The 24,301-nt window shown below is 71.0% G+C and carries 20 protein-coding genes; 11 read left to right on the forward strand and 9 right to left on the reverse strand.

Annotated features, from left to right (window positions below):
* Positions 1-108: 108 nt before the first annotated feature.
* A complete protein-coding gene (locus ACWC2B_RS16290) occupies positions 109-1,953 on the reverse strand; it encodes a protein kinase domain-containing protein (RefSeq protein WP_450717210.1) in 1,845 nt (614 codons plus the stop codon).
* Between the two features lie 1,220 nt (positions 1,954-3,173).
* Between ACWC2B_RS16290 and ACWC2B_RS16295 the strand changes: the two genes are divergently transcribed.
* Positions 3,174-4,337 carry a serine hydrolase domain-containing protein gene (locus ACWC2B_RS16295; protein ID WP_450717111.1) on the forward strand — a complete coding sequence of 388 codons (1,164 nt, stop codon included), beginning with the start codon at positions 3,174-3,176 and terminating at the stop codon, positions 4,335-4,337.
* On the opposite strand, the gene ACWC2B_RS16300 is transcribed toward ACWC2B_RS16295, so the two are convergent.
* Positions 4,334-6,040 carry a glycerol-3-phosphate dehydrogenase/oxidase gene (locus ACWC2B_RS16300; protein WP_450717112.1) on the reverse strand — a complete coding sequence of 569 codons (1,707 nt, stop codon included), beginning with the start codon at positions 6,038-6,040 and terminating at the stop codon, positions 4,334-4,336. The two genes, ACWC2B_RS16295 and ACWC2B_RS16300, sit on opposite strands and share 4 nt — an antisense overlap.
* 234 nt (positions 6,041-6,274) lie before the next feature.
* On the opposite strand from ACWC2B_RS16300, the gene ACWC2B_RS16305 reads away from it, so the two are divergent.
* Positions 6,275-7,519 (forward strand): nucleotide sugar dehydrogenase, encoded by a 1,245-nt coding sequence (locus tag ACWC2B_RS16305; RefSeq protein ID WP_450717113.1) that lies wholly within the window; start codon positions 6,275-6,277, stop codon positions 7,517-7,519.
* 112 nt (positions 7,520-7,631) lie between these two features.
* Positions 7,632-8,147 carry a hypothetical protein gene (locus ACWC2B_RS16310; protein ID WP_450717114.1) on the forward strand — a complete coding sequence of 172 codons (516 nt, stop codon included), beginning with the start codon at positions 7,632-7,634 and terminating at the stop codon, positions 8,145-8,147.
* A gap of 109 nt (positions 8,148-8,256) precedes the next feature.
* Here ACWC2B_RS16310 and ACWC2B_RS16315 read toward each other — a convergent pair whose 3' ends face one another.
* From ACWC2B_RS16315 to ACWC2B_RS16330, 4 genes are all read right to left on the reverse strand, one after another.
* On the reverse strand, positions 8,257-9,381 hold the full coding sequence (locus tag ACWC2B_RS16315; protein WP_053730355.1) for a GuaB3 family IMP dehydrogenase-related protein: 1,125 nt from the start codon (positions 9,379-9,381) through the stop codon (positions 8,257-8,259).
* 106 nt (positions 9,382-9,487) lie between these two features.
* Positions 9,488-10,993, reverse strand: coding sequence for an IMP dehydrogenase (gene guaB / locus ACWC2B_RS16320; protein WP_450717115.1), 1,506 nt, complete (start codon positions 10,991-10,993; stop codon positions 9,488-9,490).
* Positions 10,994-11,144: 151 nt separating this feature from the next.
* Positions 11,145-11,729: a sigma-70 family RNA polymerase sigma factor gene (locus ACWC2B_RS16325; protein WP_053730357.1), complete on the reverse strand. Its 585-nt coding sequence runs from the start codon at positions 11,727-11,729 to the stop codon at positions 11,145-11,147.
* Between the two features lie 254 nt (positions 11,730-11,983).
* Positions 11,984-12,595: a response regulator transcription factor gene (locus ACWC2B_RS16330; protein WP_003948568.1), complete on the reverse strand. Its 612-nt coding sequence runs from the start codon at positions 12,593-12,595 to the stop codon at positions 11,984-11,986.
* A 427-nt stretch (positions 12,596-13,022) separates the two neighbouring features.
* Here ACWC2B_RS16330 and ACWC2B_RS16335 point away from each other — a divergent pair, with 427 nt between their 5' ends.
* On the forward strand, positions 13,023-13,352 hold the full coding sequence (locus tag ACWC2B_RS16335) for a WhiB family transcriptional regulator (protein WP_450717116.1): 330 nt from the start codon (positions 13,023-13,025) through the stop codon (positions 13,350-13,352).
* Between the two features lie 88 nt (positions 13,353-13,440).
* Here the strand turns inward: ACWC2B_RS16335 and ACWC2B_RS16340 are convergent, their stop codons facing one another.
* Positions 13,441-14,346 (reverse strand): LysR family transcriptional regulator, encoded by a 906-nt coding sequence (locus ACWC2B_RS16340; protein WP_450717117.1) that lies wholly within the window; start codon positions 14,344-14,346, stop codon positions 13,441-13,443.
* An 80-nt stretch (positions 14,347-14,426) separates the two neighbouring features.
* On the opposite strand from ACWC2B_RS16340, the gene ACWC2B_RS16345 reads away from it, so the two are divergent.
* A complete protein-coding gene (locus tag ACWC2B_RS16345) occupies positions 14,427-15,095 on the forward strand; it encodes an MOSC domain-containing protein (RefSeq protein WP_450717118.1) in 669 nt (222 codons plus the stop codon).
* Positions 15,096-15,241: 146 nt separating this feature from the next.
* The gene (locus ACWC2B_RS16350) at positions 15,242-16,015 is read left to right on the forward strand and encodes an SDR family NAD(P)-dependent oxidoreductase (RefSeq protein ID WP_450717119.1); all 774 of its coding nucleotides are present in this window, start codon (positions 15,242-15,244) and stop codon (positions 16,013-16,015) included.
* 12 nt (positions 16,016-16,027) lie between these two features.
* On the opposite strand, the gene ACWC2B_RS16355 is transcribed toward ACWC2B_RS16350, so the two are convergent.
* Together ACWC2B_RS16355 and ACWC2B_RS16360 are read right to left on the reverse strand one after the other, a co-directional pair.
* Positions 16,028-16,183 (reverse strand): hypothetical protein, encoded by a 156-nt coding sequence (locus tag ACWC2B_RS16355; RefSeq protein ID WP_450717120.1) that lies wholly within the window; start codon positions 16,181-16,183, stop codon positions 16,028-16,030.
* Positions 16,180-18,045 carry a DUF2264 domain-containing protein gene (locus ACWC2B_RS16360; RefSeq protein ID WP_450717121.1) on the reverse strand — a complete coding sequence of 622 codons (1,866 nt, stop codon included), beginning with the start codon at positions 18,043-18,045 and terminating at the stop codon, positions 16,180-16,182. The genes ACWC2B_RS16355 and ACWC2B_RS16360 overlap by 4 nt, the downstream gene beginning before the upstream one ends.
* Before the next feature lie 392 nt (positions 18,046-18,437).
* On the opposite strand from ACWC2B_RS16360, the gene ACWC2B_RS16365 reads away from it, so the two are divergent.
* The 5 genes from ACWC2B_RS16365 (at position 18,438) to ACWC2B_RS16385 (ending at position 24,157) form a co-directional block, all read left to right on the forward strand.
* Positions 18,438-19,595 carry a substrate-binding domain-containing protein gene (locus tag ACWC2B_RS16365; RefSeq protein WP_450717122.1) on the forward strand — a complete coding sequence of 386 codons (1,158 nt, stop codon included), beginning with the start codon at positions 18,438-18,440 and terminating at the stop codon, positions 19,593-19,595.
* 192 nt (positions 19,596-19,787) lie between these two features.
* Complete coding sequence (locus ACWC2B_RS16370; RefSeq protein WP_450717123.1) at positions 19,788-21,116, forward strand: ABC transporter substrate-binding protein; 1,329 nt, start codon at positions 19,788-19,790, stop codon at positions 21,114-21,116.
* Between the two features lie 62 nt (positions 21,117-21,178).
* A complete protein-coding gene (locus ACWC2B_RS16375) occupies positions 21,179-22,204 on the forward strand; it encodes a carbohydrate ABC transporter permease (protein WP_450717124.1) in 1,026 nt (341 codons plus the stop codon).
* A complete protein-coding gene (locus ACWC2B_RS16380) occupies positions 22,201-23,070 on the forward strand; it encodes a carbohydrate ABC transporter permease (protein ID WP_450717125.1) in 870 nt (289 codons plus the stop codon). Before ACWC2B_RS16375 ends, ACWC2B_RS16380 begins: the two co-directional genes overlap by 4 nt.
* A gap of 58 nt (positions 23,071-23,128) precedes the next feature.
* A complete protein-coding gene (locus tag ACWC2B_RS16385; RefSeq protein WP_450717126.1) occupies positions 23,129-24,157 on the forward strand; it encodes a hydroxyacid dehydrogenase in 1,029 nt (342 codons plus the stop codon).
* Positions 24,158-24,301: the final 144 nt, after the last annotated feature.

Here is a 24,301-nt window from a genome sequence, read left to right on the forward strand (position 1 = left end):
ATACGTGGCCCCGCCGCATCACGTCCGGGGGATGGACGTTTCCCCGGGCGGCGCGACTGTGCCCCTCGGGCGGGGCCCGGGCGGCGCGGCCGTGTCCCTCGGGCGGGGTCAGGCGGGCTGGAAGGTGGCGAAGAACGCGGCCAGCGTCTGCTGGGTCTCGGGCTTCGACCAGTCCGCGTCCTTGGCCGAGAACATGATTCCGTAGCCCTGCCTGAGGCCGGTGACGAAACCCCGGTCCACCGTGTGGTACTTGGCTCCGCTGTCGTCGTCGTAGGTGAACTCCCAGTCGGCGGCGGGCCAGCCCCGATAGTTCACCGCGGCTATCTTCACCCGCTTGTAGCCGGCCCTCGTCATGCCCGACTCCTGGTCCGTCCAGTCCGCCACCGGATTCGCCTTGGGGCTGTCGGTCCAGCCGATGAGGAGGCGCTGCCCGTTGGGGCCGGCGAATCGGATGCCCGCGTCGTCGGTCTTGCTGTACGACCAACCCGCGGGCAGGCCTATGGAGAAGCCCTGACTCGACTTGTAGGGAGTGGTTGCCGGACCGCCCGTGCCACCGCCCTTGTTGTTGTCGCCGGTGCCGGTGCCTGTGCCGGTGCCTGTTCCAGTGCCGTCGCCCGTGCTGCCGTCGCCCTGTCCGGCCGTGGCCGTGGAGCCCTGGCCGGACGGGGTGCTTCCACCGGAGGGCTTCTGGCTGCCGGTCCCCTTCTTGCTGCTCGCCGGGGAGCCGTTGGCCGCGGGCCCGGTGGAGGCGGCCTTGTCGCCCTTGGGCTTGTTCGCGGAATCGTCGCCTCCGCTGAGCGACACGGCGAGCACTGTGCCGAGTATGACGAGCGCCGCGACCACCGCGATGATCACCAGGGTGCGGCGCGGCACGACATCGGTGAGCGGCGCGCGCGGCGGCGGAACCGGGCCGGACTTGGGCCGCGGCGCGGGCACCGCCTTGTTCCGGACGTCCCGCGCCTCCCGGGCGACCTGCGCCTTCTCCTTGGCCGACGCCTTTGCCTCGGCGGCCGCGTTCCGTACGGACTTGAGCGCGCCGCGCACCCGCTCGGCGGCCGCGTCGCTCTTCGGCTCACCGGGCAGCGGCGGCAGCGGAACCACCCGGGTCGCCTCGGGCGACACCGGCTCGGGCGCGGCCGCCGGGCGCTCCGGGGCGCTGAGTACACCGGTGAGCAGCTTGCGCGCGGCGGCGTTGTCGAGCCGCTGCGCCGGGTCCTTGGCGAGCAGCCCGTAGATGACCTGCTCAAGGAGCGGCCCCGCGTTCTTGGGCGGATCGACCGGCTCGGTCATCACCGCGGTCAGCGTCGCGATCGCCGAACCCTTGTCGTACGGGGGCACGCCTTCCACGCTCGCGTACAGCAGCCCGCCGAGCGACCACAGGTCGGCGGCCGGACCGGGCTTGTGACCGCGGGCCCGCTCGGGCGAGATGTACGAGGGCGCGCCGACGAGCATGCCGGTGGAGGTGATGGAGGGGTCCCCCTCCACCTGCGCGATGCCGAAGTCGGTCAGCACGACCCGGCCGTCCTCGGCGATCAGCACGTTGGACGGCTTGACGTCGCGGTGCAGGATGCCTTCCCGGTGGGCGGAACGCAGGACGTCGAGGATGGCGAGCCCCACCTCTGCGGCGCGGCGGGGCGTCAGCGTCCCGTCCTCGCGCACCACTTCGGCGAGCGACTTGCCCTCGACGAGCTCCATGACGATCCAGGGCCGGTCGTCCTCGTCCACTACGTCGTAGACGGTCACGGCGGCGGTGTTACGGATCCGCGCGATCGCCTTGGCCTCGCGCAGGGTACGCGTGATGAGCCGACGCTTCTCGTCCTCGTCGATGCTGGAGGGGAAGCGGAGTTCCTTGACGGCGACGGTCCGCCCGAGCGTCTCATCGACGGCCCGCCAGACGGTCCCCATCCCGCCCCGCCCGAGCACCCCACCGAGCCGATAACGCCCAGCAAGCAAACGCCCTTCACCGCCGCCCTTCTTGGGGGGTTCGGCGCCGGTTCCGGTTCCGGTGCCGGTGCCGGTGCCGGAGGGGGTCTGGGAGCCCGTGCCGGTGGCGGCAACTGGCTTGGTGTCAGCGGGGCGGGGGGCCTGCTTGGCGTCGGTGGAGGGGGTGGTGGACTTGGCGAGCGACTTGGCCTCCGCCGAAGGGGAGGTGGGCTTGGCGAGCGACTTGGCGTCCTCGGGCTCGGGGGCGGGCTTGGTGTCGTTGGACAGGGAACTCGGCTTGGCGCCCTCAGCCTTGGAGGTCGGCTTGGCACCAGAGCCCTGCGGGCCCGACTCGGCTGGCGACTTGGCATCCGAGACCGCGGGGCCCGACCCGGCTACCGGCTTGGCATCGGCGGGCTGCTGAGAGCCCGACTTGGCTTCCCCAGCCTTGGCGACCGGCTCGGCGCCAGAAGCATCGGAGCCGCCCGGCTTGACAGCCGACTTGGCATCAGCGGGCCGGGAACCCGACTTCGCTTCCCCAGCCTTCGCAACCGGCTCGGCCTCGGAGCCCTCGGCGTCGGCGGAGCCGTCCGCCGGGCTCGGCTCGGCCGCCCTAGCCGGGGAGACCCGCTTCGTACCCTCCGCCTTGGTGCCCGGCTTCGCGGCGGGCTTGGCGACCGACGTCCGGGGGTCCGGCTTGGCCTCCCGGGCAGCGGCACCCCGCTCGGCTTCCGACGCACCGGCACCGGGCTTCGCGTCGTCCGCCCGGGAACCCGGGTTGCCCTTCGGGGCAGCCGCGTCCCGCCCCGCGTCCGACGACTTACCCGCACCCGACTCCGCCACCGCGTCACCCGCATCCGCCGGGCGCCGCCCGGACTTCGTGCCCGCCTCGCCCGAGGCGGACTCTGCGGGCGCCGACGACGCCCCCGGCTCCTGCCGCTTGCCCCGCTGGGGTTCCCGCGACTGCTCCGCCTCCGACATGCGTCCCCTCTGCGATTCCTGATCTTCGCCCGCGCCGGCCTCGGCCCGCGGCCTGCCGCGACCTGCCCTCGTGGAGGCGGCCCGGCTCACCGCTCCGACCTGCTTGTCCTGCCGGGTGCCCGACCGCACCGGAGCCGTTCTCGAACTCGGCGTCCGCGCGAGGCCCGTAACCCGCCCTGGCAGAGCCCCCATTGTCCCTCACGCCAGGACCGGTGGTGGTCCCGGGTCCGCCGTCCGCCAAGATGGCTCCGGAGGAAGGGAAGCCCGCCATGCCAACGCTCCGGGCGCTGCTCGTCGCACCGCTGGCCACGACGCTGACCACGGCGCTGTGCGTGCTCGGCACGACGTCGCTGCCCGGCGAAGCGGCCCCTTCCGCAACCCACACCGCACTGGCCCGCCTGGTCACCGACGGCGGCGCCCCGGCCGCCGCACTGCTCACCGAGGACCCGTCCGGCACGCGGTACCGCACCGCGGGCACCCCCCTCGGCCGCGCCGACCACTTCCGCGCGGGCAGCATCACCAAGACGTTCGTGGCCACCGTCGTACTCCAGCTGGCCGCCGAGGGCAGGCTGGGACTCGACGACACCGTGGATCGGTATCTGCCCGGGCTTGTGCGCGGGCACGGCAACGACGGCCGCCACCTCACCCTGCGCTCCCTGCTCTCCCACACCAGCGGTCTCTTCAACTACACGGCGGACACCACCGTTCCGGTTCCACTCACCCCCGACCAAGCCGTCCGCACCGCGCTCGCCCACTCCCCCGGGCCCCTCGGCACGTATGCCTACTCGAACACCAACTTCGTACTGCTCGGCCTGATCATCCAGGCCGTCACCGGCCACCCCTACGCCACCGAAGCCGAACGCCGCATCATCACCCCCCTCCATCTCAGCGGCACCTCCTTCCCGGGCGCCCGCACCACGCTCCCCGCACCGCACAGCCGCGCCTACACCCCCGGCGGCCGCGACGTCACCGAACTCGACCCGCGCCAGGCGGGCGCCTCCGGCGAGCTGATCTCGACCCTCGCCGATCTCAGCCGTTTCTACGCGGCCCTCCTCGGCGGCACCCTGCTGCCCGCGGCCCAGCGACACGAACTGCTCAGCACCGACGCCACCCACGGCGTCTACGCCCTGGGCATCTACCCCCAACGGCTGTCCTGCGGCCTGACCGTGTGGGGCCACGCCGGCCACATATCCGGCAGCTACGTGCGCGCCGCCACGACCCCGGACGGCCGCCACACCGCCGTCTTCCGTATCAACACCGATGCCCTCACCGACCCCTCCCTCGAACTCGCTCTCCTCGACGCCGAGTTCTGCCCGGCGCCGACCCATGCGCCGACGGCACCCAGCACCCCGGCGCCGCCCCGCGCACCGCAGCCGTCCCGCACCCCGCCCGCACCCCCGGCGACGGCACCGGCCCCGCCTCCCGCGTCCTAGACCGGTGCGATGTCCGGCGCCCCGAGCCGGGCCGCGTCCGCCGTCAGGTCGTCCGGCTGGCGCTGCGACTCCCGTTCGGCCTCCACCCGCTTCTCGTAGTGCTCCACCTCCTTCTCGATCTGCTTGTTGTCCCAGCCGAGCACCGGCCCCATCAGCTCCGCGCACTCCCGGGCCGAGCGCGTGCCCCGGTCGAAGGTCTCGATGGAGATCCGGGTCCGCCGGGTCAGTACGTCGTCGAGGTGGCGGGCCCCCTCGTGCGAGGCGGCGTAGACGATCTCGGCGCGCAGATAGTCGTCCGCCGCGGAGAGCGGTTCGCCGAGCGAGGGATCGGCGGTGATCAGCTCCAGGAGGTCCTCGGCCATCGAGCCGTACCGGTTCAACAGGTGCTCCACGCGCACCACATGGAGCCCGGTCCTCGCCGCGATCCTGGCCCGGGCGTTCCACAGCGCCTTGTACCCCTCGGCACCGAGCAGCGGGATGTCCTCGGTGACGCAGGCCGCCACCCGCTGGTCGAGCGCGTGCACCGCCTCGTCGACGGCGTCCTTCGCCATCACCCGGTACGTCGTGTACTTGCCGCCCGCCACAACCACGAGCCCCGGCACCGGATGCGCGACGGTGTGTTCGCGCGAGAGCTTGCTGGTGGCGTCGGACTCCCCGGCGAGCAGCGGTCGCAGACCGGCGTACACGCCCTGGACGTCGTCCCGGGTCAAGGGCACCGCGAGCACCGAATTGACGTGTTCAAGCAGGTAGTCGATGTCGGCGCTCGATGCCGCGGGGTGCGCCTTGTCGAGGTCCCAGTCGGTGTCGGTGGTGCCGACGATCCAGTGCCGGCCCCAGGGGATGACGAAGAGGACGGACTTCTCGGTCCGCAGGATCAGCCCGGTATTCGAGTGGATCCGGTCCTTGGGCACCACCAGATGGATGCCCTTCGAAGCCCGTACATGGAACTGCCCCCTCTCCCCGATCAGTGCCTGGGTGTCGTCGGTCCACACCCCCGTCGCGTTCACGACCTGCTTGGCGCGGACCTCGTACTCCCCGCCCGCTTCTCCATCCTGCACCCTGGCACCGACAACGCGTTCGCCCTCGCGCAGGAAGCCCACCACCCGGGCCCGGTTGGCGACCTGTGCCCCGTACGAGGCGGCGGTGCGCACCAGGGTGGTCACATAGCGCGCGTCGTCCATCTGCGCGTCGTAGTACTGCAGGGCGCCGACCAGCGCGTCCTTCTTCAACGCGGGGGCGACGCGCAGTGCGTGGCGGCGGCTCAGGTGACGGTGCGTCGGCAGCCCCCTGCCGTGCCCCGACGACACGGACATCGCGTCGTACAGCGCCACGCCCGAGCCCGCGTACAGCCGCTCCCAGCCCTTGTGCTGCAAGGGGTAGAGGAACGGAACCGGTTTCACCAGGTGTGGCGCGAGCCGTTCAAGCAGCAGCCCCCGCTCTTTGAGCGCTTCGCGTACGAGGGCGAAGTCGAGCATCTCCAGGTAGCGCAGGCCGCCGTGGATCAGCTTGCTGGAGCGGCTGGAGGTGCCCGATGCCCAGTCCCGCGCCTCGACCAGGCCGGTGGCCAGGCCCCGGGTCGCCGCGTCGAGTGCCGTACCCGCTCCGACCACCCCCGCGCCTACGACCAGCACGTCCAGCTCGCGTTCGGCCATGGCGGCGAGCGCCTGTGCGCGCTGCTCGGGCCCCAGTGTCGCTGTCCTCACGGCTTGCCTCCCGTGGATCGGGGTGGTCGCGCGGACCGGGTGGTCCGGCTCACATCCTCGATTCTGAACGTGACCACCGACATCGGCCACCGCCTGTGGACAACACTCGGATTGCCGCGCCCTCACAATGCCGCAAATCAGTCATATTTGCTCTTAGTCTGACATTCCGCACGCCCGTTCTGTCCACAGGGCTTGCGCTCCATGTCCCCTCGGGCTAAGGGAAAGGACGGCCACATGCCCGCAGACCTCGCCGTCATCGGACTCGGCCACCTGGGCCTGCCCCTTGCCCAAACCGCCGTCGCCGCCGGCATCCAGACCGTCGGTTACGACACCGATCCACACGCCGTCGCCGAGCTCAACGCGGGACGAACCCCCCTCGACGGCTCTCTCGCCCCCGCCGGCCTGCGCCGGATGCTCGCGGGCGGCTTCCACACCGCGACCGACCCGGCCGAACTGGGCCGGGTCCGTACCGCCGTCATCTGCGCTCCCACCACGCTCGGCGCCGACGACACCCTCGACCTCCGGGCGGTCGCCGCGGCCGCCCGCGCGCTCGCCGGGCGGCTGCGGCCGCACACCACCGTCATCCTGGAATCGGCCGCGCGCCCCGGAACCACCGAGGAATTCCTGCGCCCGCTCCTCGAAGAGGGCTCCGGCCTGCGGGCCGGGCGCGACTTCCACCTCGCCTACTCGCCGAGCCGCATCGACCCCGGCAACCGCACCCACAGCTTCGCGGCGACCCCGAAGGTCATCGGCGGGCTCACCCCGGCCTGCACGGAGTCGGCCGCCACGTTCTACGGGCGCCTCACCGACAAGGTGGTCCGCGCCCGGGGCTTGCGCGAGGCCGAGATGTCCAAGCTCCTGGAAACCAACTTCCGGCACGTCAACATCGCCCTGGTCAATGAAATGGCCGTGCTCTGCCACGACATGGGCGTCGACTTCTGGGACGTCATCCGCTGCTCGGAGACCAAGCCCTTCGGCTTCCATGCCTTCCGGCCGGGACCGGGCGTCGGCGGCCACGGCATCCCGCTCGACCCGGCCCCGCTGCCGTACGCGGGACTGCGCATGGTCCGACTCGCCCGCGAGATCAACGCGCACATGCCGGGCTACATCATCCAGCGCTCCACCACCCTCCTGAACGAACACGGCAAATCCGCCCGCGGCGCCCGCGTCCTGCTGCTCGGCGTGTCCTACAAGCCGGACTCGGCCGACCAGGAGGGCTCCCCGGCCCAGGAGATCGCCGGACGCCTGATGGATCTGGGCGCGCAGATCACGTACCACGACCCTTATGTGCCGACGTGGCGCGTACACGACCAGCCGGTGCCGCGCGCGGACTCGCTGTACGAGGCCGCCGCCCACGCCGATCTGACGGTGCTGCTCCAGCACCACCGCACGTACGACCTTCAGGGCCTGACGGTCAAGGCCCAGCTCCTCCTGGACACCCGGGGCGCGACCCCGGCGGGGGCCGCCCACCGGCTGTGATCGGGCCCTTATTCATCGCTTACGCCCGCGCCGACACGGCTGCTACTCTTCGGGGCCGCTCAATCGCACAGTCGTGCGCTTGTCCATGTTTGTTTCCAGGGGGAACGCGAAGATGAGCCAGTCCTTTCCGCCACCGCAGCAGCCTCAGCAGCCGGGCCAGTTCGGCCAGCCCCAGCCGCCGCAGGGCGGTTTCGGCTACCCGGCGGCGCCGCCGGCCGCTCCGGTGCGGAACAACTTCGCGCTCGGCCTGATCTCCGCGGTCGTCGCCGCCGTCGTCACGGCGGGCATCTACGGCGCGATCATCGGCGCCACCAAGCACGAGATCGGCTACGCGGCCGTGGGCGTCGGCTTCCTCGTCGGCTTCGCCGCCGGCAAGGCGGGCGGCCGCAACCCCGCCCTCCCGGTCCTCGGCGCCGTACTCTCGCTGGTCGCCGTGTACTTCGGCCAGTTGCTCGGAGCGGCGATCATCGTGAGCAAGGAGCTGCCGGTGACCGTCTCCGAGCTGTTCTTCGACCACTTCAGCGTCCTGAACGACGCCTGGAAGGCCGACGCCGACCCGCTCACCTTCCTGTTCTTCGCAATCGCGGCCGTGGCCGCCTTCTCGGGCGCCAAGAAGGCCGCCTCTTAAGAAGGCTTCGGCAGGAGACCTCCTCAGGAGGTCTTCTTCGCGAGTGCGGGACGCGACGCGAAGGGGCCCGGATCACCTGGTGATCCGGGCCCCTTCGCGTTGCGAGGCGTCAGCGCTTGTGCTGCGCGTCCGCCACCGTGACCTCGACCCGCTGGAACTCCTTGAGCTCGCTGTAGCCGGTCGTCGCCATCGAGCGGCGCAGGGCGCCGAACAGGTTCATCGAACCGTCCGGGGTGTGCGAGGGACCGGTGAGGATCTCCTCGGTGGTGCCGACGATGCCCAGGTCGACGAGCTTGCCGCGCGGCACGTCCTCGTGGACGGCCTCCATGCCCCAGTGGTGTCCGCGGCCCGGCGCGTCGGTGGCGCGGGCCAGCGGGGAGCCCATCATCACCGAGTCGGCGCCGCAGGCGACGGCCTTCGGGATGTCGCCGGACCAGCCCACGCCGCCGTCCGCGATGACGTGGACGTACCGGCCGCCGGACTCGTCCATGTAGTCGCGGCGGGCCGCGGCGACATCGGCGACGGCGGTGGCCATCGGGACCTGGATGCCCAGGACGTTGCGGGTGGTGTGAGCGGCGCCGCCGCCGAAGCCCACCAGGACGCCGGCCGCACCGGTGCGCATCAGATGCAGGGCCGCGGTGTACGTGGCGCAGCCGCCGACGATGACCGGGACGTCCAGCTCGTAGATGAACTGCTTCAGGTTGAGCGGCTCGGCGGCGCCCGAGACGTGCTCGGCCGAGACGGTGGTGCCGCGGATGACGAAAATGTCGACACCCGCGTCCACGACGGCCTTGGAGAACTGGGCGGTGCGCTGCGGGGAGAGCGCGGCGGCGGTGACGACACCGGAGTCGCGCACCTCCTTGATGCGCTGGCCGATCAGCTCTTCCTTGATGGGCGCCGCGTAGATCTCCTGGAGGCGGCGGCTCGCGGTCGCCTCGTCCAGCTCGGCGATCTCGTCGAGCAGCGGCTGCGGGTCCTCGTACCGGGTCCACAGGCCTTCGAGGTTCAGCACGCCGAGGCCGCCGAGCTCACCGATGCGGATCGCCGTCTGCGGCGAGACCACGGAGTCCATGGGGGCGGCCAGGAAGGGCAGCTCAAAACGGTAGGCGTCGATCTGCCAGGCGATCGAGACCTCCTTCGGGTCCCGGGTACGCCGGCTCGGGACGATGGCGATGTCGTCGAACGCGTACGCCCTGCGGCCGCGCTTGCCGCGCCCGATCTCGATCTCAGTCACGTTGTGTGGGCCTTTCCCTCTACGTCTGCATGCCCCAGTATCCCCGACATACGGGCGAGGGGCGGCCCCGGGAACTCCCGGGCCGCCCCTCGTCGGGTGCTGCGGACTACTTCCTGCTGTAGTTCGGCGCCTCGACGGTCATCTGGATGTCGTGCGGGTGGCTCTCCTTGAGGCCCGCCGAGGTGATCCGGACGAACTTGCCGTTCTGCTGAAGCTCGGGGACGGTGCGGCCGCCGACGTAGAACATCGACTGGCGCAGGCCCCCGACGAGCTGGTGGACGACCGCGGAGAGCGGGCCGCGGTAGGGCACCTGGCCCTCGATGCCCTCGGGGATCAGCTTGTCGTCGGTGGACACGGCCTCCTGGAAGTACCGGTCCTTGGAGAACGAGCGCTGGTCGCCGCGGGACTGCATCGCGCCCAGCGAGCCCATGCCGCGGTACGACTTGAACTGCTTGCCGTTGATGAAGAGCAGCTCGCCCGGGGACTCCTCGCAGCCCGCGAGCAGCGACCCCAGCATCACCGTGTCGGCGCCCGCGACCAGGGCCTTCGCGATGTCGCCCGAGTACTGCAGGCCGCCGTCGCCGATGACGGGGACGCCCGCGGCCTTGGCGGCGAGCGAGGCCTCGTAGATCGCGGTGACCTGCGGGACGCCGATGCCGGCGACGACGCGAGTGGTGCAGATGGAGCCGGGGCCGACGCCGACCTTGATGCCGTCGACGCCCGAGTCGATGAGCGCCTGGGCGCCGTCGCGGGTGGCGATGTTGCCGCCGATGAGGTCGACGCCCGAGGAGTTCGACTTGATCTTGGCGACCATGTCGCCGACCAGGCGGGAGTGGCCGTGCGCGGTGTCCACGACGATGAAGTCGACACCGGCGGCGATCAGCGCCTGGGCACGCTCGTAGGCGTCGCCCGCGACACCGACGGCGGCGCCGACGAGCAGCCGGCCGTCCTTGTCCTTGGCGGCGTTGGGGTACTTCTCCGCCTTGACGAAGTCCTTGACCGTGATGAGGCCCTTGAGGATGCCCTGGTCATCGACGAGCGGCAGCTTCTCGATCTTGTGGCGGCGCAGCAGCTCCATGGCGTCCACGCCGGAGATGCCGACCTTGCCGGTGACCAGTGGCATCGGGGTCATGACCTCGCGCACCTGGCGGCTGCGGTCCGACTCGAAGGCCATGTCGCGGTTGGTGACGATGCCGAGCAGCCTGCCCGCCGAGTCGGTCACCGGGACGCCGCTGATGCGGAACTTGGCGCACAGCTCGTCGGCGTCGCGCAGCGTCGCGTCCGGGTGCACCGTGATCGGGTCGGTGACCATGCCGGACTCGGAGCGCTTCACCAGGTCGACCTGGTTGGCCTGGTCCTCGATGGAGAGGTTGCGGTGCAGCACACCGGCGCCGCCCTGCCGGGCCATGGCGATGGCCATGCGCGCTTCGGTGACCTTGTCCATCGCCGCCGAGAGCAGCGGGACGTTCACCTTGACGTTCTTCGAGAGGTACGAGGAGGTGTCGATCTGGTCGGGCGCCATGTCGGACGCGCCCGGCAGCAGCAGCACGTCGTCGTATGTCAGCCCGAGCGTCGCGAATTTCTCGGGCACTCCGTCGACGTTTGCAGTCATGACACCTTCCCCAATGGCCTTGATCGGTGCGGATGTCCATGCTAACGGGCTGTGCGGGTGTCTCATTCCACGAGCAAGATCATCGAGATTCTTTGTACGTTCGCACGTGATCGGCAGGGGTTGGCGCCCCTGTCACACGCCTACGGACCGCCTACTGCTCGGCGAGGGCCCGCAGCCTGCTCAGCGCGCGGTGCTGGGCGACCCGGACCGCACCCGGTGACATTCCGAGCATCTGGCCGGTCTCCTCGGCGGTGAGGCCGACGGCGACCCGCAGCACCAGGAGTTCGCGCTGGTTCTCCGGGAGGTTGGCAAGGAGCTTCTTGGCCCATTCCGCGTCGCTGCTGAGCAGCGCGCGCTCCTCGGGGCCGAGCGAGTCGTCCGGCCGCTCCGGCATCTCGTCGGACGGCACGGCCGTCGAACCGGGGTGGCGCATCGCCGCCCGCTGGAGGTCGGCGACCTTGTGCGAGGCGATGGCGAAGACGAAGGCCTCGAAGGGGCGCCCGGTGTCGCGGTAGCGCGGCAGCGCCATCAGGACGGCGACGCAGACTTCCTGGGCGAGGTCCTCGACGAAGTGGCGAGCATCACCCGGCAGCCGGTTGAGCCGGGTGCGGCAATAGCGCAGCGCGAGCGGGTGGACATGCGCGAGCAGATCGTGCGTCGCCTGCTCGTCGCCGTCGACCGCACGGCGAACGAGTGCACCGATGACCCCTTGGGCCGCAGCCTCGTCGTCGCGCATCGATCCATGGTGCCCCGGCGTCGTCCCCTCCGTGGCACCGCGTCCGTAGTTGTGCACTGAAGCGTTATGAGCGGGTGCGCCGGAACTCATCCCCTGCACCCCCCTCCCGCTCGACCGACCTGTCCCCGAGGAACTCCACACCTACAAGGATGCGGCATCGCGGCGGAAGCAACACCTACTGCTGCCGTTCGCGGGGCGACCGGGCCCGTCCGCCCGATGACGGACGGGGCTCCGACCGGCTGTCGCACCTGCCGTCAGCGCACCAGGCCCCAGCGGAAACCGAGCGCGACGGCGTGCGCCCGGTCCGAGGCGCCGAGCTTCTTGAACAGCCGTCGGGCATGCGTCTTGACCGTGTCCTCGGAGAGGAACAGCTCGCGGCCGATCTCGGCGTTGGAGCGGCCGTGGCTCATGCCTTCGAGCACCTGGATCTCCCGCGCGGTGAGCGTGGGCGCCGCACCCATTTCGGCCGACCGCAGTCTGCGCGGGGCGAGCCGCCAGGTCGGGTCGGCGAGCGCCTGGGTGACGGTCGCCCGCAGCTCGGCGCGCGAGGCGTCCTTGTGCAGGTAGCCGCGGGCCCCGGCGGCGACCGCGAGCGCGACCCCGTCGAGATCCTCGGCGACCGTGAGCATGATGATCCGGGCGCCCGGGTCCGCGGACAGCAGCCGGCGGACGGTCTCCACGCCGCCCAGACCGGGCATGCGTACGTCCATCAGAATCAGGTCCGAGCGGTCGGCACCCCAGCGGCGGAGGACTTCCTCGCCGTTGGCCGCCGTCGTCACACGCTCGACGCCGGGCACGGTCGCAACCGCGCGGCGGAGCGCCTCGCGGGCAAGCGGGGAGTCGTCGCAGACGAGGACTGATGTCATGGCCGCCCTCCGCAGCTGATGCGCGTCACCTTGAGCCTCCAGGCTGGGTACATGTGTCACCTGTGCGATTGACGCCCTCGGACACTTGCCCGAGCGCTTGTTCTTTCAATCGCCTCCGCACTCTCAACGACGGTCACTCGAAAGAGTTACGGGTCGGGCGGGCACGTTCGGCACTCTACGTGAGGAAGCGCACACACAGGAGAGCGTAGCAAGCCACCCAGCTAACTTTTGTAGCTATGCCCCATTTAGCGGCTTTTCTTCCCATTCACTGGTGTCTGCGGCTAGATTCCCAATGAGTCATATTTACATCTACTTACACAGGAGATGTACCTTCGTCGGTACCTACGTTTCGGATGAGCCCCTGTGCGCACCCGTCCCGTACCGGCCCGCCCATCCGCCTCAGCACGGTTTCAAGGGGACAAGAGCAATGGCAGATTTCTCCCGCCTTCCCGGACCGAACGCCGATCTGTGGGACTGGCAGCTCCTCGCGGCCTGCCGTGGGGTCGACAGCTCGCTCTTCTTCCACCCGGAAGGTGAGCGCGGCGCGGCACGGAGCGCGCGCGAGAGCTCGGCGAAAGAGGTGTGCATGCGCTGCCCGGTGCGTGCGCAGTGCGCGGCCCACGCCCTGGCGGTACGCGAGCCGTACGGGGTGTGGGGCGGGCTCACCGAGGACGAGCGCGAAGAGCTCATGGGCCGGGCGCGCAACCGCCTGGTGACGGCCGCCGCCCCGGCCGGCGGCGGCCCGGGCCCCTCCTGAGGGACTCCGGAGCGGACCGGATCAGAAGAAACGTTTCTGCATGGTTTGATCCAGCTTCGGCCGCAAAGCGGCGGCTTGGTGCCGCCCCCTATGGTCGCGCCTGGTCGCGCGAGGCGGCCCTGGTCAGCTGGTCCAGCGTGGCCGCGACGGCCGGCACCTGGGCCAGATCGGGGAGGGTGAGGGCGACGATCTCCCGCTCGACGGCGGGCTCGACCGCGACCGTGCGCGCGCCCTTGGGGCGTACGGATTCGATCGCGAGCTCCGGCATCACCGCGACGCCGAGCCCCGCTCCCACCAGGCCGATCACCGCCGGGTAGTCGTCGGTCGCGAAGTCGATGCGCGGGGTGAAGCCGGACTCCTCGCAGACCTCCACGAGTTGGCGCCGACAGCGTGGACAGCCCGCGATCCAGGGCTCGTCCGCCAGGTCCTTGATGGCGACGGTGCCCGCTTCGGCCAGCGCGTGCCCCTCGGGCACCAGGCCCACCAGGCGGTCGACGAGCAGCGGGCGCACCACCAGGTCGTCCCACTCCGTGGCGTTGGAGCCGTACCGGAAGGCCAGTGCGATGTCGCAGTCGCCCTCGCGGAGCATCTCCACCGAGCGCGGCGGCTCGGCCTCGACCAGCGAGACCCGGGTGCCCGGGTGGGCCGCGCGCAGGGCGGCCAGCGCGGTGGGCACCAAAGTGGAGGAGCCGCTCGGGAAGGAGACCAGGCGCACCCGGCCGGCCCGCAGCCCGGCGATGGCCGCGACCTCCTCCTCCGCCGCGGTCAGCCCGGCCAGGATGCCGGCGGCGTGCCGGACCAGCACCTCGCCGGCCTGCGTCAGGCGCATCTCGCGGCCGGTACGGATCAGGAGCGGGGTGCCCGCGGACGATTCCAGGGCCTTCATCTGCTGGCTGACGGCGGGCTGGGTGCAGCCCAGCTCCCGTGCCGCCGCCGAGAAGGAGCCGGTGGCGGCGACGGCGCGCAGGACGCGGAGATGACGGGCCTCGATCATTCTTCGAGCATAAGCGACTCTTGGAGAGTGCGGCGATAATTCGGTCGCTACTTTGAGTTTGGCTCGGCTAGCGTGCGCCTATGGAGCTTCTGTCTGTGAACCTGGGCCGCGCCAAGACCGTCAGCTACACCGATGCCAAGGGCGGCGTCACCGGCATCGACAAGCGGCCCGCGACCGGCCCGGTCCGCGTCTTCGCTCCGGGCCCCAGGGGCCTGGGCGCCAGCGGCGTCGAGGGGGACGACGTCTGCGACTTGCGCCATCACGGCGGCGACCACCAGGCGGTCTACGCCTACGCCCGCGAGGACCTGGACGTCTGGGCGAAGGAGCTGGGCCGCGAACTGCCCAACGGCTCGTTCGGCGAGAACCTCACGACGTACGGCGTCGATGTGAACGATGCCCGGATCGGCGAGCGCTGGCGGATAGGGCGGGACGTGATCCTCGAAGTCTCCGCCGGGCGCATCCCCTGCCGTACGTTCGGGGGCTGGCTCGACCAGAAGGGCTGGGTTCGGCGCTTCACCGAGGCGGCGGCTCCCGGCGCGTACTTCCGGGTGATCGAACCGGGTGGGATCCGCGCGGGCGACTCGATCGAGGTGATCGAGCGACCGGATCACGAAGTTTCGGTGTCTTTCTGGTTCCGGGCATTCACGACCGAGCGGAACCTGCTGCCGCGAACCCTGGCGGCGGGCGACGCCCTGGAGCCCGAGGCGGTCGAGACCGTACGGAAGTACCTGGCCAAGCACGGCTCATAGGACCGGGGCCCGACCCGCTTGCCTCAAGATCTCCACAAACCCCTCAAAGACTGTCGCCAATGGGACAGTTCATGGGGATCGCGACCGGTTGGGCGGTCGGGTGGGGGCGGTCACCGCACGCCCACCGGGGGCATTAACGTGCGCCTATGACGACTGCACTGATTACGGGAGCGACGGCGGGCATCGGCGCCGCGTTCGCGCGGCGCCTTGCGGCCGATGGGCACGATCTGGTGCTGGTGGCCCGGGACACCAAGCGGCTGAGCGAGCAGGCCACCGAGCTGCACGACCGGCACGGCATCGAGGCCGAGGTGCTGTCCGCCGACCTGTCCACGGAGGACGGGATCGCCGCGGTCGAGGCACGGCTCTCCCAGCCCAGGCAGCCGGTCGATCTCCTGGTCAACAACGCCGGGTTCGCCAACAAGGGCCGCTATCTCGAAGTGTCCATGGCGGACGAGCTGACCATGATCAAGGTGCACATCGAGGCGGTCCTCAGGCTGACCTCGGCGGCGACCGCCTCGATGCGCGAGCGCGGGCGCGGCGGGATCGTGAACGTGGCCTCCGTCGCGGCCTTCGTACCGCGCGGCACCTATGGCGCGTCCAAGGCGTGGGTCGTGCAGTTCACCCAGGGCGCGGCCCGGGACCTCGCCGGGTCCGGGGTGCGGTTGATGGCGCTGTGCCCCGGGTTCGTGCGGACCGAGTTCCACCAGCGGGCCGGCATGGGCACCGACAACATTCCGGGCTGGCTGTGGCTGGACGCCGACAAGCTGGTGGCGGCCGCGCTGACCGACCTCGCGCGCGGCAAGTCGCTCTCGATCCCCGACCCCCGCTACAAGGCGCTGATGGGTGCGGTGAAGCTGGCTCCGCGCGGCCTGCTCGGCGGGATCACCTCCAAGACGGGCCGCAAGTACGGCCCCAAGTGAGCTGGTTCGGATTCAGGCCCTGAGCCCGCGCCCGGCACAGGCGCCGATGCTGGGGGCGGAGGCCGGGTTGCCGAAGTGGTCCCTGCCTCCGTTGTCGGCGACGACGGCGCCCGACAGCGAGGCCGGGGAGCCCTGGGCGAGGGCCGCGGCGGCGTGGCGGGGTCTCACATGTCCTCCTCCGTATGGACGGTTGGGGAGGCTCCGGAGTCGAGCACGAGTCGGCAGGTCGTTCCGTTCTGCCAGGTCACCCGGACGGTGTGGCCGGTGACCTGGATGTCGGCGAGGGTGTGGACCGGGCTGGGGTCCGGTTCGGCGGTGAGGGAGGCGAGCGCGATGAACAGGGATGGTGCGCTGCCGGTCGTTCCGTGGAGCGCCCGAATATCCGAGACGGGCCCGAACAGGGTTGATCTTGCGGCCAGTTGGCGCACTTCCGCGGCGTAGCCGTATACGGGGTGCAGCTGGGCGGTGCGGCCTGGAGCGGCGGCCCAGCCGGTCTGGCGGACGGGGGTGCCGGGTTCAGCCCCGACGACCAGGTGGGCACGGAGTTCGGCGCGGCCGTGGGCGAGGGTGACCGAGACGATCCGCGCGCCGGGCGGGCCCGGCCGCGGCTCGGACAGCGATGCCGCCCAGCCGGGACCGCTGCCGAGCGGGACGGCGGGGCCACGGGTGGTGGACTCCCCCTTTGCCAGGAGCCCGAAGTGGTTGTCGGGCACTCCGTGGGAGGTGGGGCCGGTGCCGGTCGAGTAGGCGAAGCGGGAGTACCAGGGGTCCTCGTCCGGGCCGCCGTCCACGTGGTGGTTGCTGCCGTGGTTGTGCAGCCGGACCAGGCCGTCCGCGACCGTCGACTGGATCAGCAGGCCCGGCGGCCCGAGGGTCACGGTGGCGTCCTCGGTCTCGGCGGGCAGCGGCTCCTCGACGGTCGCCCATACGGGGTGCTCGGGCGGCATCAGCAGCCCGAGGTAGCCCTTGGACGCCCAGTACGGGGACGCGGGGCCCGAGTAGTGCTGGATCAGCGGCGGGTACGGGCCGTGCCAGCCCAGGGTGAGCAGCCCGTCGGCGTCGGTCGCGCTCTGCCCTTCGGGCCGGTCGAGGAAGTACTTCAGGGTGCCCGAGGCCAGCCGCCGGGTGGCTCCGGGGGTGAGCGGGGTGTGGCCGGTGAGCGCGCCGAGCCAGGGTGCGGCCGCAGCGGCGAACCGGTAGGTCAGCGAGCGTCCGTACGGCATCGGGGCGCCGTCGGCACCGAATAGGCGCGTGTGGGCGTCGAGTTGGGCGTGCAGTCGGGGGCCATATCGGTCCAGGAGTTCCTGATCGTCACTCAGATGGGCGTGCAGGACGGGATAGAAGTGGAGGGCCCAGCCGTTGTAGTGGTCGAAGGAGCGGTTCGGGCCGTCGCTGTACCAGCCGTCGCCGAGGTACCACTGGTCGATGCGTTCCAGGGCGCGCTCGATGGTGGTCTTGGCGCGGTCGGTCTCGATGCCGGCGTCCTGGAGGAATCCGGCGACGGTGAGCCCGAACAGCCACCAGTTGTTGTCGACCGGGGAGGGGCCGAGGGCGGGCAGCAGCCACTCGACGGCGCGCTGGCGGGTGCGGTCGTCGAGCTTGTCCCACAGCCAGGGGCGGGTGAGGCGGAGGCCAAGGGCGACGGAGGCCGACTCGACGATCGCCTGCCGTACGTGAGTGGTGAGCGGCCACGCGTCGGGAGACGCGGAACGCAACTCGCCCGTGGGAAGCGGGAGTTGGGTGCCCGAGGCGAGGCCGGCGGCGTACCGGTCGAGGTGGCCGTGCGGGTCGTCGCCCCGGGCCCCGGCCACGCGCAGGGCTGCGAGCAGCCAGGTACGTGCGTAGCCTTCGAGCCCGTCGGAGCGCGGCCCCGACCGGCTGGGGCGGGCGCCGGGCAGGTTGATCAGCCCTCGGCGGGGGGAGGCGTAGGGCCGTACGGCCAGGAGGAGTCGATCCGCCGACTGCTCCCAGTGCGCGCGGGTCCAGCCGGTGTAGGGACTGAGCTCGCGGTTCTCGGGCGGGGTAGGCATGACGCTCCCTCGGGGGACGGCGGTGCGTGGCGGCGGGGCCGACCGGATACGGGGCAGGATCCGCTGGGTTCGGGGCCCCAGCCAGCCGGGGCCAGCCGCCGGGTCGGGACCAGCCGGGTCGGGTCCCACTCCGCCCGCGGCCAGCCGGGCCGGGCCCCGGGCGGAGCCCTTCCAGGGTCGCCGCCCCGCCCCGCCCGGCCAGGGCAGGGCAGGGCAACGCCCAGTCGGGGCCCAAGCCAACCCAACCCAACCGTTGAATCTCTGGGGAACCTAGAACTCGATTTGATCGAACGTCAATGGATCGGACCGAATGATCGAAACTCCCATCGTTCGATCACGTTGCATTAGGGTCATGGCCCATTGGGGCCACCACACGCAAAGGGGATGCCGCCGTGCGCGAAAGTGCTGCTGAACGTCATGACCGACTGCTGGAGCTGGTGCGCGGGCGCGGCTCGGCGCGGGTGTCCGAGCTTGCCGCGCAGTTGGGGGTCTCGCCGGTGACCGTGCGGCGGGACGTGGAGTTCCTGGCCAACGAGGGTCGGCTCGACCGGGTGCACGGTTCGGTGTCCTGGCCGGGCGGCGGGGAGGGCGTCGGGCAGGCGACCCAAGCCCAAGCCCCGGGCCAGGGCTCGCGCGAGCTCGTCATCGGCATGCTGGCGCCCAACGCCACGTATTACTTCGCCGAGGTCATCCGGGGTGCGCACGAGGCGGCCGCCGCCGCGGGGGCGCGGCTGATCCTGCGGATCTCGGACTACCGGCCGCAGGAGGACGCGGGCCGGGCGGCCGGGCTGCTGGCGGCCGGGGCCGAGGGGCTGCTGATCGCGCCGGGCTGGAAGGAGCCGGACGACCCGGTCGAGCACGGCGCCTGGATCGCCGGGCTGCCGGTGCCGACGGTGCTCCTGGAGCGGCGCGGGGTGCCCGGCCGGGAGCTGGACGACCTGGACCGGGTCTGCTCCGACCACAGCCATGGCGTACTCCTCGCGGTGCGCCACCTGCTCGGGCTGGGGCACACCACGCCCCTGCTGGTGGCCCGGGCCGACAGCCCCACGGCGATCGCGGTGCGCGCCGGATACCGCTACGCGCTCGACGCGCTCGGCCTCAAGTCGCCGCTCCCGGTGATCGGTTCGGTGTCGGCCGAGGCGGACCCGGGCGGGTTCGAGCAGGCCGTGCAGGCACTGCGCACCGCGGTCCTGGCCGGGCAGGCCACGGCGGCGCTCGTGCACAACGACGTGGACGCGATCCGCATCGTGCAGCGCCTGGCCGAACTGGGCGTACGGGTACCGGAGGACCTGGCGCTCGTGGCGTACGACGACGAGGTGGCGGCGCTCGCGGACATCCCGCTCACCGCGGTCGCCCCGCCCAAGCACGAGGTCGGGCGGTACGCCGCCGAGTTGCTGATCGAGCGCCTGCGCGCCGCTTCCGCAGGCGGTTCGGGCGGGACCGAAGTAGCTCCGCGGCGCCATGTCGACCTGCTGCCGAGGCTGCGCGTGCGGGCCTCCTGCGGGGCGCCGTCCGACACTCTGCGGAGCGCGATGAGCGTTCAGCCCTGAGCTCCGACCGACGTACGGCCGACTCTGCGACCGGCCTCCGACCATCCCGCGACCGACCTACGACCGACCTACGACCGTTCAAACTTTCTCTGATCCTTTTTCGATCAATCGAACTTTCGCTCTTGACTTCGGTCAGAACTGGGCCAAGGATCGCGGCCATCGCCTCGTCCCCTCACGTTCAGGAGCCGTTCCGTGAGCCGCAGTTGGACCAGATCGACCTCCGCCCTCGTCGGCACCGCCACCGCTCTCGCCCTGCTCACGGCCTGCGGTGGCGGGGACGGCAAGTCGGGCGACGCGGGCAAGGGCACCGCCGACAAGCCCGTCACCATCACGTTCTGGGCCTGGCAGAAGGGGTCCAAGGACGTGGTGGACGCCTTCAACGCCTCCCACGACAACATCCGGGTGAAGTTCGAGGAGATCCCCTCCGGCAACGCCGGCGGCTACGCCAAGATCTCCAACGCGGTGAAGGCCGGCAACGCACCCGACCTCGTGACCGTCGAGTACCCGATGCTCCCGGAGTTCGTCAGCCAGGGCTCGTTCCAGGACATCAGCACGTACGTCACCGACGACGTGAAAAAGCAGTTCCTGCCGCAGTCGATCCAGCAGACCACGCTCGGCGGCAAGAACTGGGCGATCCCCTTCGACGCGGCACCCCAGGCGTACTTCTACCACAAGGACTTCTTCGAGAAGAACAAGATCGAAGTCCCCAGGACCTGGGACGAGTTCAAGGCAGCCGCCCAGAAGGCCAAGGCCGCCGACCCGCAGGCGCGCATCGGCACCTTCTTCCCGGACGACCCGACCACCTTCGAGGCGATGGCCTGGCAGGCCGGCGCCCAGTGGTTCAAGGCCGACGGCGACACCTGGAAGCTCAACACCAGCGACGCCGCCACCAACAAGGTCGCCGACTACTGGCAGGGCCTGATCGACGACAAGCTCGTACAGAACGCGGTCTCCTTCAGCCCCGAGTGGACGGCTTCGCTCAAGGACGGCTCCACCGTCGGCTACCTCGGCGCCTCGTGGGCAGCGGGCGTCCTCAAGGGCACCGTGCCCGACCAGAGCGGCAAGTGGGCGGTGGCCCCCGTGCCCACCTGGGACGGCAAGCCGGCCAGCGGCATGCTCGGCGGCTCCACCTGGGCCGTGACCAAGGGCAGCACGAAGACCGAGGCCGCCCTTGAGTTCGCCAAGTGGATGTCGACCACCGAGGCGGGCATCGACGCCCGCATCAAGTCCGGTACGTCGAGCGCCTTCCCGGCCGACATCGCACTGCGCCCGGCCGCCAAGAAGGCATTCGACACGAGCTTCTACACCGGCCAGGACATCTACCGGCTCTTCGACGCCGCGGGCAGCTCGATCAACGCCAACTGGGCCTGGGGCCCGAGCATGGGCACCACCAACACCACGCTGAAGGACCAGCTCGGCAAGGTCGCCGGCGGCTCCGTGAAGATCACGGACGCCATCAGGGCCGCCCATGACGCGACCGTCACCGAGTTGAAGAAGCGCGGCCTGAAGGTCGAGGGCTGACCACGATGAGGACGAAGGGACGTCCTGCGAGCCGGACCGGGGCGGGGCGCGGAACCCCGCGCGTGCCACCGCCGGGCGAAGGAGGCGGTCATGGCCCGGCCATCACGCAGGACGACGACGCGGCAGCCGTACGCACCGGGACACCCGAGCCCGCCCCGGCCCCCGGAAGGTCCGGCAGAACGCCCCGCAGCGCCCGGGCCCACAGCCGTACCAACACCGCCGCGGGCGTGCTACTCACCCCGTTCTTCGTCCTGTTCACCGCCGTGACGGTGGTGCCGATCGGGTACGCGGTCTGGCTGAGCCTGTTCACCGAGAAGCAGTCGGGGCTCGGCTTCGGCGGCGCGACCTCCGTGTTCAGCGGGCTCGACAACTACACGGCGGCGCTGGGCGACCGGGCCTTCCGCGAGGGCTTCTGGGTGCTCGCCGGCTACTGCGTCGTGTACATCCCGCTGATGGTGGGCGGCGCCCTCGCGCTCGCGCTGCTGCTCGACTCGACGCTGGCCCGCGCCCGCCGCTTCTTCCAGCTGGCGCTGTTCCTGCCGCACGCCGTGCCGGGCATCATCGCCGCGCTGGTGTGGGTGTACCTCTACACCCCGGGCCTCAGCCCCGTCGTGCGGGCCATGAACTCCGGTGGTGTCGGCTTCGATTTCTTCTCGTCCAGCGGCACGCTCCCCTCGGTCGTCAACATCGCGCTGTGGGAATGGCTCGGCTACAACATGGTCATCTTCTACGCGGCGCTCCAGGCCATCGACCGCTCCGTCCTGGAGGCGGCCACCATGGACGGCGCGGGCGAGTGGCGCACCGCGTTCGGCATCAAACTCCCGCTGATCCGCGCCTCGTTGGTGATGGTGTCGCTGTTCACCGTCATCGGCTCGCTCCAGCTCTTCACCGAGCCGCTGATCCTCAACCAGGGCGGCAGTTCCACGGTCACCTCCACCTGGACGCCCAATATGTACGCCTACACGGCCGCGTTCAGCCGCAACGACTACGGCCTCGCCGCCGCCTCGGCCGTGCTCCTCGCGCTCGCCGCGGCCCTGCTCTCCTTCGCCGTCACCCGCCTCACCAACCGGAAGGGGGCCAAAGCATGACCTCCCCCGCCACCGCCGTACCCCGGCGACCGAGCCGCTGGCTGTCCAGGACCGCGGTCAACGGGGCGCTGCTGCTCTCCGTGCTCTACACGCTGTTCCCGCTGGTGTGGCTGGTCACGGCCGCCACCAAGGACACCGGCGGTCTGCTGTCCGGCGAGGCCTTCTCCTTCAAGGGCTTCGACCTCGGCCACAACCTGTCGCAGCTCGCCTCGTACAACGACGGCGTCTACTTCCGCTGGTACCTCAACTCCCTTCTGTACGCGGGCGGCGGCGCCGCCGTGTGCGCGCTGGTCAGCGTCGCCGCGGGGTACGCCTTCGACAAGTACGCCTTCCGCGGCAAGGAGAAGCTGTTCGGAGTCGTGCTGCTCGGCGTGCTCGTGCCCACCACGGCGCTCGCCCTGCCCATGTATCTGCTGGCGAGCAAGGTCGGCCTGGTCAACACGTACTGGTCGGTGCTCATCCCCGTTCTGGTCAACCCGTTCGGGGTGTATCTGTCCCGGGTGTTCAGCGCGAGCTACATCCCCGACGAGGCCCTGGAGGCCGCCCGTATCGACGGGGCGGGCGAGCTGCGCACGTTCTGGTCGATCGGTCTGCGCATGGTGATGCCGGGCTTCGTGACCGTGTTCCTCTTCCAGTTCACCGCGATCTGGAACAACTTCTTCCTCCCCCTGGTCATGCTCAGCGACCAGAAGCTCTTCCCGCTGAGCCTCGGTCTGTACGCCTGGAACAGCAACACCCACGCCGAGCCGAGCTACTACCCTCTCGTCGTCACCGGCTCCCTCCTCGCCGTCGTCCCCCTGATCGTCGCCTTCGTCTCCCTCCAGCGGCACTGGAAGGCCGGGCTCGCCGCCGGCAGCGTCAAATGACCGGCCCGGACACCCAGTTACCCCTGGCCAGCGCCTCGTGAGGAGCCCGAGTCCCACCATGCACCACACCACTGACAATCGGCCCGCTCTGCTGCTCGCGATGGGTCCCGGCATCGCGGACCGCCTCCTCGCGGAGCGCCACCGCACCCGGCTCGCCGCCCTCACCCGCACCGATCCGCAGCTGGTCGCCCACGACCTCGCCGCGCCCACCGGACCGGTCGCCGCCGCCCTCGCCGAGGCCCGGATCCTGCTCACCTGCTGGGGCGCTCCCCCGCTCACCGGGGACGTCCTGGACGCCGCCCCGAATCTGCGCGCGGTGGTCCACGCGGCGGGCTCCGTCAAGCACCACATCACCGACGCCTGCTGGGAACGCGGCATCGCCGTGACATCGGCCGCCGCGGCCAACGCCCTGCCGGTCGCCGAGTACACGCTGGCCGCGATCCTCTTCGCGGGCAAGGAAGTGCTGCGCTCGGCCCAGCGCTACGCCGAGCTGCGCACCGCCCCCGAGTGGCTGAGCGAGACCGAAGGCACCGGCAACTACCGGCGCACGGTGGGCATCGTCGGCGCCTCCCGCATCGGAAGGCGCGTGATCGAGCTCCTGCGCCCCTTCGATTTCGAAGTCCTGCTGTACGACCCGTACGTGAGCGGAACCGAAGCGGTGTCGCTGGGCGTTGAACAGGTAGCTCTGGACGCGCTGTGCGCCCGCAGCAGCGTCGTCTCCGTCCACGCGCCCCAGCTCCCCGAGACCCACCGCATGATCGACGCCCGCCGACTGGCCCTGATGCCGACGGGCGCCACCCTGGTCAACACCGCGCGCGGCTCCCTGGTCGACGAGCCCGCCCTGCTCGCCGAGCTCCTCTCGGGCCGCCTCCACGCGGTCCTGGACGTGACGGATCCCGAACTCCCGCCCCGCGAGAGCCCGTTGTACGACCTGCCCAACGTTCTGCTGACCCCTCACATCGCGGGCTCACTCGGCAACGAGCTGCACCGCATGGCGGATCAGGCGCTGGACGAGGTGGAGCGGTTCGCGGCCGGGGTGCCGTTCGCGGACCCGATGCTTCCGGAAGCCCTGGACCACTCCGCGTAGGGCCGTCGAAGGCTGTCGGACCGCCGTCCGCAGGCCCGTGGATCACCCGGCCGCAGCCCTGTGGATCACCCGTCCACAGGCCCGTTGATCGCCCCGCCGCCCGGGACATACGGCCCTTAAACTGGACGTATCTCCACCTGGACC

Source organism: Streptomyces sp. NPDC001415 (assembly GCF_053597395.1).